Source organism: Streptomyces sp. NPDC030799 (assembly GCF_055572255.1).
The window spans coordinates 586,278-599,248 of record NZ_JBVIDS010000003.1 but is presented as its reverse complement, the minus strand read 5'-3'; the positions used below and the strand labels follow the sequence as shown (position 1 = coordinate 599,248).

Sequence of the window (12,971 nt, the reverse complement as noted above, 5' to 3'; positions counted from 1 at the left end):
TGCTGCCGGGAGCCGGCGGCTTCTTCTGGGGCTCGGTTGCCCCTGCCGGGAGTCGGCGGCTCCTGCTGGGACTTGGTTGCCCGTGCCGGGAGTCGCGGCCCCTCCGGGACTTGGTGGCCCCTGCCGAAATGGGTGGCCCTGCCGAAGTGGGTGGCCCCGTCGCGCCGCCGGCCGTGTGTCACAGGCCCTCGGGGCACAACCGCTTCTTCTCGCCTCCCTTGAGCACCGCGTCGACGCAGCCGGCGGGCAGCCCGTCATGGGGCGTGGTGGAGAAGTTGGCCGTCACGGTCAGCACCCCGCTGCCGAACGTGGTGCGCTGTACGAGACCGTCGTCCGTGAGCCGGCGGAAGCCGGTCATCGGCTGTGCGGCCGCCGCCTTGTGCAGGGGCTCGAAGTACCGTTGCACCTGGGCGATCCGCTCGCCGTGCCGGTCCAGTTCGGACTGGTCGAGGACCAGGTTGAGGGGCACGTTGTACAGCATCGCGAGAAGCGCACGGGTGCGGCTCTGGTCCGGCAGTTTCGACCACGACAGCTCCCAGCGCTCGGTACTGATCACCGAGTCGTGCAGGACCGTCTGGTAGAGCGGCACCCGGTACCTCGGGTCGTACATCGCCTTCGCGAGGTCGGCCGGCAGATGGACGGGCTTGAAGAAGACCCCCGGTGCGTCGGCCGGGGCGTAACCGCCCCAGGCCGGGCGGTCCCTCTCCAGCTTCCACAACCGGTCGTCGACCGGTGTGCCCGAGCCATGGCTGAAGGACAGCACTCCGTTCGCCCAGGAACCCGCGCTCTCCGAACCGAGCACCAGGCGGCGGTCGCCGGACAGCCATGCCATGCGCGCGAGCCGGTTCCTGCGGTCCTGGGCCTTGGTCATCGGATGCGCCGGAGAGTGATCGGCGAACAGTTCACCTGCGGCGTCGACGTCCAGGAAGTAGCTGGTGGCGCCACCCGCGGTCATCTTCCCGGTGCGGTCGGACAGGTAGTGCCGGCCGGGCTCCGCGCGGCGGAGCGCTTCGGAGCTCACATAGCAGCCGCGGCCGCCGAATCCGGTGACGACGGTGCCGTCCGCCTGGCGCACACAGGCGGCCTGCCACACCGGGGCGGGCCAGTCGGACACGGGGGTGTCGGCCGACGCCGGGTCCTGCGCATTGGCCCAGGAGTCGTAGGGCCCGACGAGATAGCCGGCCTGCCGGGCAAGGCGCGTGGCCTCCCGGTCCATGGGGGCGCCGTCGGCGTCGTACCCCAGCCACATCCGGTCGATCCCCAGCTCCCGCAGCCGGCGGACGCCCTCGGCGGTACGTGCCTGGCCCCACGTGTAGGCGTGGAAGGCGCCCACCAGCTTGGCGACTTCGGGATTGCGCGCGATCTTCTGCCGGAGCGTCGTGATGCCACCGTGGCCCTGGAGCCAGGCGCGGTAGTCGCGCGCCGCCGCCACCGGTGACCCGTCGGTGAGTGCGAACGTCACCGTGTACGTCCCCGTGGCCTGTTGCGCCGAGAACGCGTGCTCGGCCTCGGTGCGGAGCCTGCCGCCGACGGACACGAACCTGAGGGTCGTGCCGATGTCGGACTCGACGATGTAGCTCGCGCCGTGCCGTCCGGACTGGCTGGTGCCCCAGAACGGCATGGTCAGGCCGCCGGCCATGTCGGCCTCGGTGCCCGCCAGGCCCGCCGAGGGAGAGTTCCACCACCGGTCGGCGACCGGCACGGACAAACCCTCACCGCGCGGGACCTGCACCTCCTGCGTGGTTCGGTCCGTGCCGGAGACCGGCCAGGTCAGGCTGGCCCGCCGTGCCGAGTGCACGGTGACGGCCAGGCGTCCGTCACGCGCGGAGGCGGTGACGGTCAGCCCCCTGTCGCCGTAGCGCCAACTGGCCCGACCGCCGCGGACGGTGACCTTCCCGGGCGCGCCGAGATCACCGGACGCCGGTGCCGACAGCTGCCAGGTGCGGCCGTCGTCCGCCCGGGCCCGCACGGCCAGGGACCTGAGGTCCACCGTGGCGCGGCCACCGTCGACCGGTACGGAGAGCTGGTCGCCGTGCGCTTCGATGCGCCGGGACTCCTGCGTGGCGGTGCCGAACGCGGCGGCCGTACCGATCGCACCGACCATCAGGAGCGCACCGCTCACCGCGATGATCTTCGTCTGTGTCTTCGTCTGTGTCTTCGTCTTCTTGAGCTTCCTCGCCTTCACAGCCGTGGACTCTGGCGAGCGAACATAAGAGAGATGTGAGAGCTCATGAGCGGTGCCGCGCCTGCTGACCGATCGTCGTCAGCAGGCGGGCCACCAGTGGATTGCGGTCGTTCCTGCGCCATGCGACGGCGACCCGTGTACGCGCGGTGCCGGGATCGATCCGGCGGAAGGCCACCCCCTTGAGCCGGATGCGGCGGATGCTCGCCGGGGCCAGGGACACCCCGAGCCCGGTCTCCACCAGGGCGCACACGGTCTGCCACTCCACCGCGTGCTGGGAGATCCGGGGTGTGAACCCCGCCTCCTCGCACAGGCCGGTGATCCGGTCGTACAACTGCGGGCCGACAGCGCGCGGCAGCAGGACGAACGGCTCGCCGGTCAACTCCGCAAGGGGCACCACCCGTTGGCCGGCCCGTGGGTGTGCGGCCGGCAGCACGGCCACGAACGGCTCACTGAACACGGTCCGGAAGCCCAGTTCGGACTCGTCGGCCGGAGGCTCCCGCAGCAGGCCGATGTCGATCGTTCTCTCGCGCAGTGCGTCGAGCTGCGGCGCCGTGGTCATCTCGTGGATGTCCAGATCCGCGTCGGGGAACCGCTGCCGGAAGTCGCGCAGCAGGCCCGGCAGGACGGTCAGGGCCAGTGAGGCGGCGAAGCCGATCCGCAACCGCCCGGACCGGCCGCTGCCGGCGGCCCGTGCCGCGGTCAGCCCGTCGGCGAGCCCGGCCAGGGCCTGCCGGGCGGCCGGCAGCAGCGCGTGGCCGGCCGGGGTGAGCGTCACCCGTCCCGGTTCCCGCTCGAAGAGCGCGTACCCGACCTTCTGCTCCAGTCGGCGGATCTGCTGGCTCAGCGGGGGCTGGGCGATGCCCAGGCGGGCGGCGGCGCGGCCGAAGTGGAGTTCCTCGGCGAGTACGACGAAGGCGTGCAGCTGCGGCAGCGGGAGTTCGGGGCGGTCCATGTCCCAGGGATATCAGTCCGGTCCATATGCCTGGAGATATCAGTCCGAGGCAAAGCCCGTATTGGACGTATCGGCGCTGGTCACCTAGCTTTCCGCGCATGACAGAGCGACGTGCGATCCTCAGCGGCTCGGCCTTCGAGGAGCAGATCGGCTACGCCCGTGCCGTGGTCGACGGGGACTGGGTCCATGTGTCCGGGACCACGGGGTTCGACTACACCACCATGACGATCCCGGACGACGTCGTGGCACAGGCGGAGCAGTGCCTGCGCAACATCGAGGCCGCGCTCGCGGAGGCCGAGTGCGGCTTCGCCGACGTGGTGCGGGTGCGCTATCTGCTACCCGACCGCGCGGACTTCGAGCCCTGCTGGCCGGTGCTGCGCCGCTGCTTCGGCGAGGTCCGGCCGGCCGCCACCATGCTGGTGTGCGGCCTCGCCGACCCACGTATGAAGATCGAGATCGAGGTGTACGCCCGCCGCAGCGCGAGCTGACCTCGGAGACCCCGGCGCAGCGCGGCCGGGGTCACGGCGCCAGGCCCGCCGCCCGGCCCCGCCGCTCCGCCGGTTCGCCGCGCCGCAGGATCCGTGCCTCGCGGGGCAGCAGCCGCGGGCCGGCCACGACCAGGACCTCGCACGCGGCCCGGGCCGGGACGTGCCGGTGCACCGGTCGGCGGTGCAGCCGGGCCAGTGGGCCCCGGGGCCTGGCCCTGCCTATGACCAGCAGGTCGTCCGGGGACGACGCGATCGAGCACAGCACCGGTCCTGCGCGGCCCCTGACCACCCGCCGTACGATCCGCAGGTCGCCCGGAGGACCGCCGTTCGCCAGCTCGAAGGCCCGGTCCAGCAGCTGCCGCGCCTTGTCGGACCACAGCCGGCCCCACGTCGGCTCGGGCCAGCGCCGGTAGACCGCATCGCCCTCCGGCGGCTCCCAGGCATGGACGGCCACCAGCGTGCGGCCGGTTCTGCGGGCTTCCAGAATGCCGCGGCGCAACGCGGCCAGGCCGGCGAGCGAGTCGCTCACTCCGACGACGACATTCCCGGCCGGGCCGCTCCCTGTCGTTCCGTGTGCTGCCATGACCCCACGCTAGGAAGGCCGCTGCCCCCGGCAAAGTCCCATTGACGGAAACCGGCCTTCCTTTCGGGGTGCGGTCATTTCCCGGGGCGCAGGAAGGCGGACCAGCCGCCGTCCGGTTTCCGACCCACCTCCAGGGTGCGCAGTTTCGAGAGGATCCTGGGGTCCTGCGCGTCGAGCCAGTCCACGAACTGCCGGAAGGAGACCAGGCGCACGTCGTCCCAGCCGGCGATCTGCCGCAGGGCCTCCTCGGCCGCGTCCATGTAGATGCCGCCGTTCCACTGCTCGAAGTGGTTGCCGATGAACAGCGGCGCCCGGTTCGTCTCGTACGCCCGCTGGAACCCGGCCATATAGGCCTGTGCCGCCTGCGCGCGCCAGTAGGGGTAGTTGTAGGAGGGCGCGCGCGTCGAGTTCTTCGACTGGTTCGCCATCATGTTGTAGTCCATGGACAGCACCTCGAACCTGTGCCCGGGAAACGGGATGCTCTGCAGCGGCAGGTCCCACACGTCGCCCCGCTTCCTCGGCCAGCACTGCAGCCCGCCGGGTGAGGAGGCGTCGTAGCGCCAGCCCAGTTCCCGCACGACCGGCAGCAGGTTCCGCTGCCCGAGCAGACAGGGGGTGCGGCCGCCCACGAGTTCCTTGTCGTAGTCGAAGGGGAGCGGCGGGTCGTCGTGCCAACCGGTGTGCGACCGCCAGCACTTGACGAAGGTCCGTGCCTGTTCCACCTCCGAACGCCACTGCTCCGGCGTCCAGTTGGCCACCGACCCGGAACCGGCGCAGAAGTGCCCGTTGAAGTGTGTACCGATCTCGTGTCCGTCGAGCCAGGCCTGGCGGATGTACTTCAGCGTCGCCTTGAGGTGTTCACCGGTGAGGTAGCCGATGTTGGAGGCGCCGACCGGGTTGTTCGGCGGATCGTAGAGATGCTTCTTCTCCTCCGGCAGGAGATAGAGGCCGGACAGGAAGAACGTCATGTGTGCGCCGTGGGCGCGGGCGAGCTCCAGGAAACGCGGGAACAGTCCGGTGCCCAGCTCGCCGGCGCCGTCCCAGGAGAACACCACGAACTGCGGCGGGGTCTGGCCGGGTTCGAGGGGCTCGGGCGGCGCCGGCTGGTGGGGCTGCCGTCCGGTGTACGCCGTGGAGCCGTCCCCGATCAGCCGGGGCGGCCCCTCCAGGGGTGCCGTACCGTCCTCGTCCGAGCGGCCTGCGCATCTGGCCAGCGAGGCGGCAGCCAGACCGATGCCGGCGCCGAGACCGAGGCGAGCCGCACTCCGGCGGCTGATTCCACTCATCGCCATCCCAACCCGCGCCCGGCCGCGACGCCTTGTGCGCCACCTCGGCCGACTCCCGACAGTTCGCACCATAGAGCCGATAAGTTTATAAAACGGCTAATTGGTGCGGTGTGGCGTGCAACGGGGTGGCCAAGTGCCGCTCCCGTCACCCGGTCGGCCCTGCGGCGCCGGACATCGGACGGTCCGTGCCGGCGGACCCGCGAGGCTCAGCGGAACGCGGCCGCGTTGCGTGCCGCCCACGCGGAGAAGGGTGCCGCGGGCCGGCCGAGCAAGCGCTCCACGTCACCGCCGACCGCCTGTTCCTCCGGGGTCGGAGCGCCGAGGACGGCGAGCGTGCCCTCGACGACGGCGGGCGGAATGAACCGGATCATCTCCGTGCGGGCTTCCTCGCGGCTCTGCTCCACGAACGTCACCGGTTCTTCGAGTGCGGTGGCGATGGCGGCGGCCCGCTGCCGTGGGGTGGTCGGCTCGGGACCGGTCAGCGTGTAGGTGGCGCCGTCGTGCCCGTCCCCGCGCAGTACGGCCGCCGCCACCGCGGCGACGTCGGCCGGGTCGACGAACGGCAGCGCCACATCGGCGAAGGGTGCCGCCGCGGTGCGGTACCGGCGCACCGGCTCCGCCCAGGCCAGTGCGTTCGAGGCCAGCCCGCCGGAGCGCAGCACGGTGAACGGCAGCCCCGATCGGGCCACGGCCGCCTCGAAACGCGCCGCGTGCGTGTACGCCTGTGGCCGCGTGCCCGCGCCCTGCGAGGACAACAGCACCACCTTCGCCAAGCCGGCGGCGGCGGCCCGGCGCAGGATGCCGGCCGGTTCCTCGCCGGCCACCAGCAGGAACAGGGCCTTGGCGCCCTCCAGTGCGGGCGCGAGGCTCTGCGGGTCACCGAGGTCGGCGGCGATGGCCCGGACACCCGGCGGTACGTCATCCGCCCCGATGCGCCGGGCGACGGCCGTCACCGTCTCCCCGGCCTCGACCAACGCGGCGACCAGGGCCCGCCCCACGTTCCCCGTGGCTCCCGTGACAACGATCATGGCGTTTCTCTCCTCGGTCGAGTGAGTTAGTTGACTAACTAAGACGGGACATTAGCCCGGAGCGGCCACCGTTGTCTATCCTCAGTCAGGTGACTGACTCAGAATCCGCGGCCACGGCCCGGGCGGCGCGACCCAGCCGTTCCGGCCGCGGCGACAAGCGCGAGCGCCTGGTGAAGGCGGCCGTCCAGGTCTTCCATGAGCAGGGTGTGGAGAAGACGACCCTCGGCGACATCGCCCGCACGGCCGAGGTGCCGCTCGGCAACGTCTACTACTACTTCAAGACCAAGGACCAGCTGGTCGAAGCCGCCGTGGACGCCCACTGCGAGCAACTCGACGCGCTCACGACCCGCTTGGACACCCTGCCGGATCCGGCCGCCCGGCTGAAGGCGCTCGTCGCCGGCTGGGTCGACCAGCGTGAGACCGCGGCCCGCTTCGGCTGTCCCTTCGGCACCCTCGCCACCGAGCTCGACAAGCGTGACGACGGCCTGGGCCAGTCCGCCGCGAAGGTCATGCGAGCCCTGCTCGCCTGGGCGGAGTCCCAGTTCGCCCAGCTCGGCCGCGCCGACGCCGCCGCGCTCGCCGTCGAACTCGTCGCCGCCTACCAGGGCATGTGCGTCCTCACCAACACGTTGCGCGACCCCGGTCTGATGGCTGCGCAGGGTGAACGGCTCCAGGCCTGGATCGACGGAATCGCGGGGCGGTAGCAGGCGCGAAGGCCGCGGGGCCTGCGAGCGGTGGTTTCCGGCGCCCGTGACGGCACGGGCGCGGTCCGTGCGGGCGTTCCCCCTTTCACGCAGCCGTGCGCCGCTGTCCGGCCGCGACCGGCGCCACGGTGATGTGCTGGACGGCCCGGCTGAGCACCACCACGCCCACGACGATGAGCACGGCGCCGCACGCCTCCGGTACGAGCCACCAGCCCATGCGGATCCGCTCCCCGAACAGTGTCATGCCGAGCGTCAGGCTGATCACCGCGTCACCGATGGTCAGCGCGGGCTGCGCCGCGGCCAGCGGCCCGGCCTGGAGGGCGTTCTCCAGCAGGATCACGGCGGCGGCACCGGTGAGTGCGAAGCCGTACGTCTGCCAGGACCGCAGGAACGCCGCGAAGCCGTGGTCGGCGAAGGTGCCGGCGGCCGACTTCAGCAGGGCGGCGGTCAGCGCGTTGCCCGCGGCGGAGGCCGCCGCGAAGAGCGCGGCGCGGCGGGCCGGCGAGTGACCCCGGCCGGCGAGCAGAACGGCCGCGGCCATCCCGCCCAGGCACAGGCACAGGGCGGGAATCCAGCGGGTGAGCGGCGCGTAAGCGGTGGCGCCGTGCGGGGCGGCGGCGACGAGCAGGACGGCGAGGCCCACGACGCAGCCGCCCACCCCCCTCCAGCCGGATCGGGGCAGCCGCCTGTGCATCAGCGGGGCGGCGACGAGCAGCGCGAAGGGCAGCTCCAGGATGAAGAGCGGCTGGACCAGCGCGAGGGGGCCGTTGACCAGGGCCAGGCTCTGGAACAGGGCGGCGCAGACCACCCCGCACATGCCGATCACCCAGAAGGGCCGGCGCACCAGCTCCGCGAGCAGCCGCAGCCCGCCACGGCTGCTGGCGGACGCGGCCTTGCGCTGGAAGGCGGTGCCCACGGCGTTGCTCGCGGCTCCCGCGACGGCGAACGCCGCGGCCAGTTCGATCACGACCGTCTCCTGCCTGCGGGAGGCCTCCCGGAGGAGCTTCGGGTCCTTTCAGCCTACGGAAGGCGGCGGCCGGGCGCCGGGTCAGCTCAGGGTCAGGTCGTCGGCGTAGACCGCGCCCTGGCCGTACCAGCCGTGCGCATACACCGTGACCGTGCCCGAGGAGCCCGTCGTGAACGGCACCGTCAGCTTCGACCACGACGAGGACGAGGTCCAGGTACTGGCCGTTGCCCCGCCGCTGACGCCGAGGTAGGCGTACGGACCCTGCACCCAGCCGCTCAGGGTGTAGGAGGTGCCGGGCTTCAGGGTCAGGGTCTGCGCGCATCGGCCGGTCTGCGAGGCGGAGGGCGCGGTCCTCAGGGCGTGCGCCCCGCCGTGCGCGGGGGAGGAGACCACGGTGGCCCCGCTGTCGCAGGTCCACGGCGTGAGTGAGCCGGACTCGAAGTCACCGTTGGCGAGGACGGCCGTGCCGCCGGACCCCCTGACGGTCAGGGTCAGGGTGGAGCTGTGCCGGGTCGGGCCCGCGGCGCCGGTGACGGTCAGGGCGTAGGTGCCGGGTGGCGTGGTGGCACCGGTCTTCACGGTGAGGGTGGCGGCTCCGCCCGCGGTGACCGAGGACGGGCTCAGGGACGCGGTCGCCCCGCTCGGCGCGCCGCTCACCGTCAGACCGACCGTCTGCGCGCTGCCGGAGGTCACCGCGGTCCGCACCGTCGCGGTCGCGGTTCCGCCGGGGTCGACCGAGGCGGTGGCGGGGGAGAGGGCCACGGAGAAGTCGTTCGCCGGCGGGGTCGTCGTACCGCTGCTGAAGGGCGCGAAGGTGTGGGTGAAGTACCAGGTGTCCTGGGAGATACCGGAGCAGGTGTCGGAGGCGCCGGATCCGGGGCAGCCGCCGTTGTCCCGCTGGAGGGCCCAGAAGGAGAGGGTGTTGATGCCCTTGGCGACCGCCCAGTCGTAGACCGTGGGGGCGTCGGCGGTGGTGAAGGTCTCGGCCGGGCCGTAGTCGTCCACGCCGGGCATCTCGGTGACGCCGGCCATGTTCCACAGCTGGGTGTCCGACAGGTTCGGGTACAGCTCGGCCAGCTGGTCGTGCAGTCCGCTCGCGGCCGTCTCGGTGTCGGTGGCCATGTGGTGCGTGGCGCCGTCGTAGTAGTCGAAGGTCATGATGTTGACCACGTCGATCCTGGCACCCGCCTTCTTCGCGCTGCGCAGTACGGCGAGGCCGCTGTCGGCGAGTCCGGTCGTCGTGGTCGGCAGCGTGTACGAGAACTGCACCGAGCGGCCGTTCGCAGCGGCCCAGTCCTGGACCTTCTTGACGGCCTGGTTGCGGCGGTCGATGCCGGCGGTGTTCGTGAGGGAGTTGTCCTCGACGTCCATGTCGAGCCGGGAGACGTCGTAGGTGGTGATGATCTTCTCGTAGGCGGCGGCGATGGAGTCGGTGTTCGTGCAGCTGTCGGCGATCTCGGTGCCGCCGTTGTCGGCCGCGTAGCCGCCGAGGGAGGGGATCACGTCACCGCCGCGCGAGCGGATGGTGGCGAAGTCGGCGCCGAAGACGGAGGAGTCGACCGGCGTGGACGTGTCGCCGTTCCAGTAGGGGGTGCAGGAGCCCTTCTTGTCGGTCTGGAGGAAGGCCATGGTCAGGTACTTGGCGCCGGAGGCCTGGGCGAGCGCGGCGGGGCTGTCGCCGTTGTAGGCCTCGAAGTAGGGCGCGAAGACATGGGGGGGCAGCGGGGTCGCCGCATGTGCGGTGCCCTGCGCTGCCAGGGTGAGCCCCGCCGAGGCGGCCAGGGTGACCAGGCCTGCGAGCAGGGCGCGTACGGGTCTCGGACGTGTCATCGGGTACTCCCGGTTGGCGAACGGCACTGTGCGGCCCGGCCATGGGCCATTGGAGCTAGGCCATGATTGGTCTGGACCAAACGCCGGTCAAGGTGTGGGAGCCGCCTTTTGCATGTTCATGGCCAAGCCAACCGGCCCGTGCACAGGGGGAGTTGGCCCGCTCAGGTGGCGCGCGTGCCACCTCCGCGGCGGATGCGGCCCAGGAGATCCCGGTGGTATGCCGCGAGTTGTCCGGCGGGCACCGGGGCCGGGCTGCCGGCGAGCGTGTACCAGGTGTCGCTGCCGGAGTGCTGGATGGCGACGCGCACACTGCGGCCGTCGGACAGCAGGATGGTCGCGACCGTCAGATCGCCGGTGATCACGCCGACCTCGTCGGTCATCGCTCCGCCGGGTCCGGCGGTGACCCGGTCGACGTACGTGTCGATGCTGGGCGGGTTGTTCATGGGCGCAGGTTTCCATCAACCCGGCCGGCAGGCCCCGCGCCGCGCAGGTGACGCCGTGCGCGTCCCCGTGTCGGGTGTGCGGCCGGGTCTCAGCCGAACAGGGGGAACCGGTCCGCCGCCGCACCCAGGGCGTCCCGTTCGGCCTCGGTGAGCGCGGCCCGTCCGGTGCCCACGCGCGCGTAGTGCTCGTCGGTCCACTCCGGCAGGCCCGGTCGCCCGAGCAGACCGTCCAGCGTGACGCGTACCGCCGCCAGACCCTCCGGGGCCGGACCGGGCGCGTGCGGGAGACGGACCGTCAGGTCCAGGTGGTGGACGGTCGCCTCCACCGCGAGGGTGGTCAGCAGGTCCCCGGCGGTCAGGACGTGCCCCTGCGTGCCGACGTGCCGGGCGGGGTCGGCCGCCTCCGCCGCCTGCACGGCCGCCGCCAGCGTCTCCAGATACAGGCCCTGCAGCTGACGGAAGTCGAGGAACATGCTGCCGTTCACCCGTACCCACCGCCGGCCGTTCGCGGCCCCGACGGTGTCCGGCCGCCAGTCCCGCCAGTAGGACACGGCGTCCCGGTCCACCGGCTCGTGCGCCGGCGTGTGCAGGGCCACGAGCGCGCGCTGGGCGTCCGCCAGACAGTGGAAGACGAGATCACGGACCGCCCAGCCGGTACAGCCGGTCGGCAGCCAGGACTCCTCGTCACCCAGGTCCGCGACGACCGCCGAGGCCGCCTCGTACGCCGCGCGCACCGCTCGTGCCGGGTCGACGCCGTTCTCCGTACTCATGCACCCCCCTGTCCGTGCGCCGTACAGGCTCTCACACCCGGCTCGACGTCGCCGTGTCCGCGGACAGCCGCTGGGCGACGTAGATCGGGAGCACCGACAGCAGCACGAGCACTGCGGCCACGACGTTCACCACCGGCGCCTGCTGGGGTCGCGTCATGTTGTCGAAGATCCAGATCGGCAGGGTCTCGATGCCGGGTCCCGCGGTGAACGTGGTGACCACGATCTCGTCGAAGGAGAGGGCGAAGGCGAGCAGAGCGCCCGCCAGCAGTGCGGAGCGGACGAGCGGGAAGGTGACGTCGGCGAAGGCCCGGAAGGTCGTCGCGCCGAGGTCCATGGCCGCCTCCTCGTACGAGGCGGCCGTACGGCGCAGCCGCGCGACCACGTTGTTGAAGACCACCACGATGCAGAACGTGGCATGGCCGACGATCACCGTGAACAGCCCGAGACCCACGCCGAGCGGCGCCAGAACCGTACTGAAGGCCGAGTTGAGGGCGATGCCGGTGACGATGCCGGGCAGCGCGATCGGCAGGACCACGATGAACGACACCGTGTCGCGGCCGAAGAAGCGGTGCCGGGCCACGGCGAACGCGATGAGCGTACCGAGCACCACCGCGATCGCGGTGGCCCCGAGACCCGCCTTCACCGAGACCCACAGCGCCTGCCGGGCACCGGAGCTGTGCCCGGCCGCCGACCACCAGCGCCACGTCAGCCCCGACGGCGGCCAGCTCGCGCTGCGGTCGGGATTGAGGGAGTTGACGAGGACGAGCAGCAGCGGGACGTAGACCACCGCGAAACCGAGCCCGGCGCCGGTGCGCAGGGCGATGCGCGCGGGGCGGCTGAGATGCATGGCGCTTCTCTCCTCCAGGTCCTACAGGCTGTCGAGGGCGCCCGTACGGCGGATCGCCAGCAGGTACAGGACGATCACGACGACGGGGACGGTGCCGAGCGCCGCGGCCATGGGCAGGTTGAGCTCGATGTTGGAGTACACGAGGTTGCCGATCAGCTGCGTCTTGCCGCCGACGATCTGCACGGTGATGTAGTCGCCGAGGCTGAGCGAGAAGGTGAACACCGAGCCGGCCGCGACCGACGGCAGCACCATCGGCAGCACCACCGAGCGGAAGGTCCGCCCGGCCCGCGCCCCGAGGTCGGCCGAGGCGTCGAGCAGGTCGGCCGGAAGTTGTTCGAGGGCCGTGTGGATCGGCAGGATCATGTAGGGCAGCCACAGGTAGGTCAGAGTGAGGACGGTGGCCGGCAGGCCGAAGCCGGGGCCGCTCAGCCCGAACGGCGCGAGCATCCAGTCGGCGAGGCCGCCCCGGGACAGGATGAGCCGCCAGGCGTACACCTTGACCAGGTAACTCGCCCACAGCGGGGTGAGGATGGCCACCACCAGGAGCGGGCGCCACCTGGGCCCGGCCACGCGCGCGGTGTAGAAGGCCACCGGGAAGGCGATCACCGCGCACAGCACGGTCACCGCGAGTGCGACTCCGGCACTGCGCAGGATCACCTGGCGGAAGACGGGCGTGGTGAACAGCTCGTGGAAGTTGTCCGTCGACCAGACCTTCACCACCTGCGAGGTGAAGGAGTTCGTGGTCCAGAACGCGGAGACGAACAGGACCGCGAGGGAGCCGAGATAGAGGACGGCGAGCCACAGCAGCGGGGCGGTGAGCAGGAGGGTCAGCCGCAGCCGGGGTCTGCGGTGCAGCGCCCCCGCGGTCCGGGTCAGCAGGGCCATGCC

13 protein-coding genes are annotated in these 12,971 nt (G+C 71.9%); 2 read left to right on the top strand and 11 right to left on the bottom strand.

Annotated features, from left to right (window positions below):
- Nucleotides 1–178 precede the first annotated feature (178 nt).
- Together ACZ41I_RS10235 and ACZ41I_RS10230 are read right to left on the bottom strand one after the other, a co-directional pair.
- Complete coding sequence (locus tag ACZ41I_RS10235) at nucleotides 179–2,185, bottom strand: glycoside hydrolase (protein WP_468513778.1); 2,007 nt, start codon at nucleotides 2,183–2,185, stop codon at nucleotides 179–181.
- Between the two features lie 43 nt (nucleotides 2,186–2,228).
- On the bottom strand, nucleotides 2,229–3,137 hold the full coding sequence (locus tag ACZ41I_RS10230) for a LysR family transcriptional regulator (RefSeq protein WP_468513777.1): 909 nt from the start codon (nucleotides 3,135–3,137) through the stop codon (nucleotides 2,229–2,231).
- Nucleotides 3,138–3,235: 98 nt separating this feature from the next.
- Here ACZ41I_RS10230 and ACZ41I_RS10225 point away from each other — a divergent pair, with 98 nt between their 5' ends.
- Entirely contained in the window at nucleotides 3,236–3,625 is a 390-nt protein-coding gene (locus ACZ41I_RS10225; RefSeq protein WP_468321943.1) for a RidA family protein, read from the top strand.
- A 31-nt stretch (nucleotides 3,626–3,656) separates the two neighbouring features.
- Here ACZ41I_RS10225 and ACZ41I_RS10220 read toward each other — a convergent pair whose 3' ends face one another.
- The 3 genes from ACZ41I_RS10220 to ACZ41I_RS10210 all read right to left on the bottom strand — a co-directional run bounded on the left by ACZ41I_RS10220 (nucleotide 3,657) and on the right by ACZ41I_RS10210 (nucleotide 6,522).
- Entirely contained in the window at nucleotides 3,657–4,208 is a 552-nt protein-coding gene (locus ACZ41I_RS10220) for a universal stress protein (protein WP_399769593.1), read from the bottom strand.
- Between the two features lie 74 nt (nucleotides 4,209–4,282).
- Nucleotides 4,283–5,494 carry a polysaccharide deacetylase family protein gene (locus ACZ41I_RS10215; RefSeq protein WP_468513776.1) on the bottom strand — a complete coding sequence of 404 codons (1,212 nt, stop codon included), beginning with the start codon at nucleotides 5,492–5,494 and terminating at the stop codon, nucleotides 4,283–4,285.
- A gap of 206 nt (nucleotides 5,495–5,700) precedes the next feature.
- Nucleotides 5,701–6,522, bottom strand: coding sequence for an SDR family oxidoreductase (locus tag ACZ41I_RS10210; protein WP_468513775.1), 822 nt, complete (start codon nucleotides 6,520–6,522; stop codon nucleotides 5,701–5,703).
- An 89-nt stretch (nucleotides 6,523–6,611) separates the two neighbouring features.
- On the opposite strand from ACZ41I_RS10210, the gene ACZ41I_RS10205 reads away from it, so the two are divergent.
- Entirely contained in the window at nucleotides 6,612–7,226 is a 615-nt protein-coding gene (locus ACZ41I_RS10205) for a TetR/AcrR family transcriptional regulator (protein WP_363219915.1), read from the top strand.
- Between the two features lie 85 nt (nucleotides 7,227–7,311).
- Here the strand turns inward: ACZ41I_RS10205 and ACZ41I_RS10200 are convergent, their stop codons facing one another.
- From ACZ41I_RS10200 to ACZ41I_RS10175, 6 genes are all read right to left on the bottom strand, one after another.
- Entirely contained in the window at nucleotides 7,312–8,193 is an 882-nt protein-coding gene (locus ACZ41I_RS10200; protein ID WP_468513774.1) for a DMT family transporter, read from the bottom strand.
- Between the two features lie 81 nt (nucleotides 8,194–8,274).
- Nucleotides 8,275–10,023, bottom strand: a complete 1,749-nt coding sequence (locus tag ACZ41I_RS10195) for a carbohydrate binding domain-containing protein (RefSeq protein WP_468513773.1) — start codon at nucleotides 10,021–10,023, stop codon at nucleotides 8,275–8,277.
- Between the two features lie 161 nt (nucleotides 10,024–10,184).
- Nucleotides 10,185–10,466 carry a hypothetical protein gene (locus ACZ41I_RS10190; RefSeq protein ID WP_399769583.1) on the bottom strand — a complete coding sequence of 94 codons (282 nt, stop codon included), beginning with the start codon at nucleotides 10,464–10,466 and terminating at the stop codon, nucleotides 10,185–10,187.
- Nucleotides 10,467–10,555: 89 nt separating this feature from the next.
- On the bottom strand, nucleotides 10,556–11,236 hold the full coding sequence (locus ACZ41I_RS10185) for a maleylpyruvate isomerase N-terminal domain-containing protein (RefSeq protein ID WP_468513772.1): 681 nt from the start codon (nucleotides 11,234–11,236) through the stop codon (nucleotides 10,556–10,558).
- Nucleotides 11,237–11,267: 31 nt separating this feature from the next.
- Nucleotides 11,268–12,083: an ABC transporter permease gene (locus ACZ41I_RS10180; protein WP_468513771.1), complete on the bottom strand. Its 816-nt coding sequence runs from the start codon at nucleotides 12,081–12,083 to the stop codon at nucleotides 11,268–11,270.
- Nucleotides 12,084–12,104: 21 nt separating this feature from the next.
- On the bottom strand, nucleotides 12,105–12,968 hold the full coding sequence (locus tag ACZ41I_RS10175; RefSeq protein WP_399769577.1) for an ABC transporter permease: 864 nt from the start codon (nucleotides 12,966–12,968) through the stop codon (nucleotides 12,105–12,107).
- Nucleotides 12,969–12,971 lie beyond the last annotated feature (3 nt).

What these genes read in the sequence shown, in the direction of transcription:
- ACZ41I_RS10230 (WP_468513777.1), bottom strand. Translation starts at nt 3,137, where the DNA reads ATGGACCGCCCCGAACTCCCGCTGCCGCAGCTGCACGCCTTCGTCGTA.
- ACZ41I_RS10225 (WP_468321943.1), top strand. Translation starts at nt 3,236, where the DNA reads ATGACAGAGCGACGTGCGATCCTCAGCGGCTCGGCCTTCGAGGAGCAG.
- ACZ41I_RS10220 (WP_399769593.1), bottom strand. Translation starts at nt 4,208, where the DNA reads ATGGCAGCACACGGAACGACAGGGAGCGGCCCGGCCGGGAATGTCGTC.
- ACZ41I_RS10215 (WP_468513776.1), bottom strand. Translation starts at nt 5,494, where the DNA reads ATGAGTGGAATCAGCCGCCGGAGTGCGGCTCGCCTCGGTCTCGGCGCC.
- ACZ41I_RS10210 (WP_468513775.1), bottom strand. Translation starts at nt 6,522, where the DNA reads ATGATCGTTGTCACGGGAGCCACGGGGAACGTGGGGCGGGCCCTGGTC.
- ACZ41I_RS10195 (WP_468513773.1), bottom strand. Translation starts at nt 10,023, where the DNA reads ATGACACGTCCGAGACCCGTACGCGCCCTGCTCGCAGGCCTGGTCACC.
- ACZ41I_RS10190 (WP_399769583.1), bottom strand. Translation starts at nt 10,466, where the DNA reads ATGAACAACCCGCCCAGCATCGACACGTACGTCGACCGGGTCACCGCC.
- ACZ41I_RS10185 (WP_468513772.1), bottom strand. Translation starts at nt 11,236, where the DNA reads ATGAGTACGGAGAACGGCGTCGACCCGGCACGAGCGGTGCGCGCGGCG.
- ACZ41I_RS10180 (WP_468513771.1), bottom strand. Translation starts at nt 12,083, where the DNA reads ATGCATCTCAGCCGCCCCGCGCGCATCGCCCTGCGCACCGGCGCCGGG.
- ACZ41I_RS10175 (WP_399769577.1), bottom strand. Translation starts at nt 12,968, where the DNA reads ATGGCCCTGCTGACCCGGACCGCGGGGGCGCTGCACCGCAGACCCCGG.